Genomic DNA, 5191 nt, shown 5'->3' on the forward strand with positions numbered 1-5191 from the left:
CGACGGCTCGACCGGCGCGTTCAGCTGGACGCCGAGCGAAGCTCAAGGCCCTGGCGTTTACACGTTCAACGTGATCGTCAGCGACGGTGAAGGTGCGGTTGACAGTGAACTGATCGAAGTCACGGTGACGGAAGTCAATCAGGCTCCTGTGTTGGCAACGATCGGTGCTCAAAGTGTTGACGAAGGTGCGACACTGACGTTCACCGCCAGTGCCACCGACAGTGACCTGCCTGCTCAAAGCTTGACCTACAGTCTCTCCGGCAGTGTTCCTGCTGGAGCGGTTATCAACCCGGCAACGGGTGTGTTTAGCTGGACTCCTGGTGAATCCCTTGGCGGCACGACAGCCACGTTCGACGTGGTGGTCAGCGACGGTGTGACGACAGCGAGTGAAACGATCGTGGTCACGATCAACGATCTCAACAGTGCCCCGGTTTTGGCTCCGATCGGTAACAAGACGGCCAACGAAGGCAGCTTGTTAACGTTCACCGCCAGTGCGACCGACAGTGATCTGCCTGCCAACACGCTGACGTTCAGCTTGGCCAACGGCACCGGCGGCAGCGTTCCAGCGGGAGCCTCGATCGATCCGACCACGGGCGTGTTCACTTGGACGCCTGCCGAAGGCCAGACCGGTGCCTTCACGTTCGACGTGGTGGTAACCGATGACGGTAGCGGCACGCTGAGTGATAGTGAAACGATCACGGTCACGGTGGCGACTTGCCTGGTGACATATTAACGTTCAGCCTCAGCGGTGCTCCGGCGGGTGCGACGATCGACGGCTCGACCGGCGCGTTCAGCTGGACGCCGAGCGAAGCTCAAGGCCCTGGCGTTTACGAATTCAATGTGATCGTTAGCGATAGTGAAGGTGTGATCGACAGCGAATTGATTGAGGTGATTGTCACGGAAGCCAACGAGACTCCAGTCTTGGCAGCGATCGGTGCTCAAAGTGTTGACGAAGGTGCGACACTGACGTTCACCGCCAGTGCCACCGACAGTGACCTGCCTGCTCAAAGCTTGACCTACAGTCTCTCCGGCAGTGTTCCTGCTGGAGCGGTTATCAACCCGGCAACGGGTGTGTTTAGCTGGACTCCTGGTGAATCCCTTGGCGGCACGACAGCCACGTTCGACGTGGTGGTCAGCGACGGTGCGACGACAGCGAGTGAAACGATCGTGGTCACGATCAACGATCTCAACAGTGCCCCGGTTTTGGCTCCGATCGGTAACAAGACGGCCAGCGAAGGCAGCTTGTTAACGTTCACCGCCAGTGCGACCGACAGTGATCTGCCTGCCAACGCGTTGACGTTCAGCCTGAGCGGCACAGTTCCCGCCGGTGCGGCGATCGACGGCAGCACGGGCGTGTTCACTTGGACGCCGTCAAGTACGCAGTCAGGATCGTACAGTTTCGACGTGGTGGTGACAGACAACGGCACTGGTTCACTTAGCGATAACGAAACCATTTCAGTGCTTGTTGCGAATGTAAGTGCCCCTCCAGTCGCTGTTGCCGACTCCTACACGACCAATGAAGACACGCCATTGACGGGCAACGTCTTAGATGGAACTGGATCGGCAAGCGTTGCCGACAGTGATCCTGATGGCGATGCACTGACAGCGGTTTTGGTTCCCGGAATGGGGCCGGCTCATGGGACAATCACGTTGGGCAGCAACGGTGCATTCACTTACACGCCTTCAGCGAATTACAACGGCAGCGATAGCTTCACGTACCAAGTCAGTGATGGTAATGGTGGTACGGATACGGCGGTGGTTAGCATCACGGTCATCGCCCAGAACGACGATCCCGTCGCAGTCGCTGACAACATTGTGACTAACCAAGATACGACGGCGAACTTCAATGTGCTCGGTAACGATACCGACGTGGATGGCGATACGCTGACCGTAACGAAGATCGGCGGCACATCGATCTCGATGCCGGGCAACGTTGGAGTTACCGGCGGAACAGTGAACTACAACCCTAACGGTACATTCTCGTTCGTTCCAAATTCCGGCTTCGTCGGAACGACTAATTTCAACTACACCATCAGTGATGGTGTGGGTGGCGAATCTACGGCGACAGTTCAGGTCAGTGTGATCGGTCCAGGAGCCGGTAACGTTCCACCAGTCGCGGTTGATGATTCGTACACGACGGACGAAGACACTCAATTGATCGTACCTGCGGCAACTGGCCTTCTGCTTAACGATTCGGACAGTGATCTGGATACGTTGACGGCGGTGTTGCTAAGCAATCCGACCAAGGGAAGCGTTTCAGTGCTGGCCGACGGTGCGTTCACCTACACCCCGTTTGCAAATCTAAACGGTCCGGACTCGTTCACCTATCGTTTGTCTGACGGACGTGGTGGGAATGCGACGGGAACGGTGAACATCACGATTACCGCGGAAGATGATGCTCCGGTATTGAACGACGCGACGTTCGTCGTCCGCGAGGACAAGGTAGTTGGTAGTGTGGTAGGAACCGTCACCGCGATCGATCCTGAAGGTGGCGTGACGTATTCGATCACCGCCGGCAATGACGACAATCGTTTTGAGATCATTCCGGGGACGGGTGAGATCAAGGTTCTGAATCCTCTGAACTTTGAGACTGCCAACAGTTACGAGTTGACGGTAGAGGCAAGCGATGGGGCACTGAGCGACACCGCAGTGGTGACGATTGTGGTGACGAACGTCAACGACACCCCGATCATGGTCGGCCAGTCATTCGCGGTCACCGAGAACGTGGCCCTCAACACGGTGGTCGGCACCGTCGTCGCCAGCGACGAAGACTTTGGTCAATCGTTGACGTACTCGATCATCGCGGGCAACGAGCTGGATGACTTTGCGATCAATCCAACGACGGGTCAGATCACGACCATCGGCGCGATTGATTACGAAGAGACGGACCCAACGTTTGCGGCCAATCACCGTTATGACTTAACGGTGCGGGTCACCGACAATGGCAATCCAAGCAAGAGCACCGAAGCCACCGTAACAATCAATGTCGGTGACATCACTGATGAATATGGGCCAAGAGTCAAGTCTATAAGAGTTAACTCAACAGCGTGGTCCGATCTTTTCCGTGACTTTGTAGACTACGACGAATCGATTGACCCTTCGTCTGATCCTTTCCTAAGCTATCGTTTCAACGACATGCAATCGCTTGGATATGAGATTCCGAAGGGGGCTAATCAGGCAGTGACACTCCCCTGGATTAACCTCAATCAAATTATTGTTGAATTTGATGAGGATGTCGTTGAATTGTCAAAAGCTGATTTCGAGATAGTGGGGCAAGCCGGTCTCAACAAGGATTTAACGACCGGAACAATTCCAACTATTCTGGATGTAAGCTACAATGCCACGACCCGGTTGGCGACACTCACTTTGAATCAATCGATTCAGCCCGCGTTAGTCGAAATCAAGGTGTTAGCTGACGGTGTCACAGATTCAAATGGAAATAAGCTTGATGGAGAATGGTCCAATGACGTGAGCTTGGGCTTCTCTGGCGATCTCACACCAGGCGGTGACTTCAGCTTCCGCATCAATGTACTACCCGCTGATTTTGACAAGTCGACAGGCCAGTTGATTGACATCAACGACAAGACGGGAATCGAACAGTTAAACTCGTTCCAGCTCGCAGAGTTCGGAAGTATGAGGGTTGCTCAACCAGGGTACACTGAATTTGCTGACGTAAATGGATCCGGAAAGATCGATAATTTTGATGCTACGGCTGCGTCGGTTAGGACTGATTCTCGCCTTTTGTCTCCAGCGAGCAGCGGTTCGCTCTTGCTAGCCTCTGGGTCCGTAACCATGCTAATGATACCACAGCCTTCACTAAGCCAAACTTCTCAAGCACGACCAAGATTAGGATCATCCGAACAAGCCGATCCTTCTTATTCTCTGCAAGAAAGAGTCAATGTCGCATCTTCAGATGCGGCTTTGGAAGAGTTTGATTATCGCAAGGTAGAGACAGATGAATCGACCGATATTGATGCGGAGAACAGTGCTGAAATCTACTCTGAAGCTATTGACTCAATTTTTGCAGAGATCGACCAGCTTTCTTGAGTCAACAGACACAAGATGCGAGATAGCTTGAATTAAAATCCCCGAGGAGGGTGCCACCATTACACCTCCTCGACCATATTAAACTTCTATTCAAAGATGCAGTGATTATGAAAACGATTCTTTCAGCGATGGTTTTAACGATATTTTGCTTTGCACATCATGCTCACGGAGCATTAGTAGTTACTGTCGGGAATGGAACGGGGCGATCAAATCCGATTCAAGTAACCCAGAATGGTTCTGGTGCTATATCTTTTTATATTAGTGCCTCTGACTCAACCGCCGGAGACGATTCATTCAGCCTTTCCGGATATGACATTAGTGTCGACTTCGGTGGAGCAACTGGTACTGGAGATAATATTGGGACACCTGGATCGTTTTCGAATTTCAACGCAGTCGCATTAACCGGCGTTGGCAATTACGGTCCGGACACCAGTGCTAGTTTTAATAATACGACTGCTGCTTTCGCGAACTTATTTGCGCCGCCTGCCAACTTCGATTTCATAGTTGGTGACACAAACGGAGGTGATCCCACAATCGTCGAAGGCGCCGCACCCACTGGCCTGTTTCAACTTACATTCGATGTAGGGAACACACCCATCGGTGTCTATGATGTGATTTTTCGTACCACAACCGCTCAAGGACTGTACACCACCAACAATACTAGTTTTAATACGACTCCTAGCCCTCAACCTGTTATTGCTTTTCAAGGGTCAGTTGCAGTAGTTTCTGCCTCCGCAGTCCCAGAACCAGGCTCCATGCTGGCTTTGGCCGGGGTGTTCGCTGTCGGTGGCGTGCGGCAGTGGCGGAAGAAGAAACGGGGAGCGGCGGAGCCGGCTACTTGTTAACACGAGACTGGTAATTTGACAGTGGCGGAGTAAGCTTGAGATCCTTCACTGCTCCGCCTCCTATTGTCTGAATGCCCTTGCTTCGTTGTGCACCTCGAATCGCTGTGATCGTTCTAAGCTTGGCGGCGATTGCGTCGCGAGCGGATGCGGGGCTGGTGATCGAGGTTGATTTCAGCGGTGATTCCCAGTATCAGGCGGCATTTGACCGCGCGGCAATGACCTGGCAGTCGCTGCTGGTTGGCTACCAGGATGGCTTTATTCTCAACACAAGCCAGGGTAGTTCTGCCACCCACAACCAA

The 5191-nt window shown here is 53.4% G+C and carries 3 protein-coding genes and 1 pseudogene; all 4 read left to right on the forward strand.

Annotated features, from left to right (window positions below):
- On the forward strand, positions 1-733 hold a 733-nt coding region (locus ABD971_RS09015), incomplete at its 5' end, for a putative Ig domain-containing protein (protein WP_345321318.1).
- On the forward strand, positions 715-4047 hold the full coding sequence (locus ABD971_RS09020; protein WP_345321320.1) for an Ig-like domain-containing protein: 3333 nt from the start codon (positions 715-717) through the stop codon (positions 4045-4047). The genes ABD971_RS09015 and ABD971_RS09020, both read left to right, overlap by 19 nt.
- A gap of 107 nt (positions 4048-4154) precedes the next feature.
- Entirely contained in the window at positions 4155-4892 is a 738-nt protein-coding gene (locus tag ABD971_RS09025; protein ID WP_345321322.1) for a PEP-CTERM sorting domain-containing protein, read from the forward strand.
- A 104-nt stretch (positions 4893-4996) separates the two neighbouring features.
- Positions 4997-5191 (forward strand): annotated as a pseudogene (locus ABD971_RS09030) (peptidase); the annotation flags it as partial.

The organism is Novipirellula rosea, assembly GCF_039541335.1.
Classification (GTDB): domain Bacteria; phylum Planctomycetota; class Planctomycetia; order Pirellulales; family Pirellulaceae; genus Novipirellula; species Novipirellula rosea.